1 protein-coding gene is annotated in these 544 nt (G+C 68.9%); it reads left to right on the forward strand.

Features of this window, described 5'->3' with window-relative positions:
- The coding region (locus tag AC1D01_RS38155; RefSeq protein ID WP_477875214.1) for a transglutaminase family protein at positions 1 to 544 on the forward strand (544 nt) is incomplete at both ends.

The raw sequence follows: 544 nt of genomic DNA on the forward strand, positions 1-544 counted from the left end.
CTGCTGCACTACGGCCAGGGCAAGTGGTACCCGGGCGAGCAGCTGCCGCGCTGGTCGCTGAACCTGTTCTGGCGCAAGGACCGCGAGCCGGTGTGGACGCACCCCGAGCTGTTCGCCGACGAGCACAAGGACTACGGCGTCACCGACGTGCAGGCGCAGAAGTTCCTCGAAGGCGTTGCGCAGCGCCTCGGGCTGGACGGCAAGCATGTGTTCCCGGCGTACGAGGATGTCTGGTACTACCTGTGGCGCGAGCGCAAGCTGCCGACCAATGTCGACCCGTTCGACACGAAGCTCTCCGACGCGCTGGAGCGCGAGCGCCTGCGCAACGTGTTCGGCCAGGGCCTCGACAAGGTGGTGGGGCATGTCTTCCCGGTCGCCCGCAACCCGGCGAAGAACGGCCCGCGCTGGCAGACCGGCCCGTGGTTCCTGCGCGGCGAGCGCTGCTACCTGATTCCCGGCGATTCGGCGATGGGCTACCGGCTGYCGCTCGATTCGCAGCCCTGGGCCAAGGACACCGACCTGCCGTGGGTGCATCCGCCCGACC

The organism is Rhizobacter sp. P3_B12, assembly GCF_056402895.1.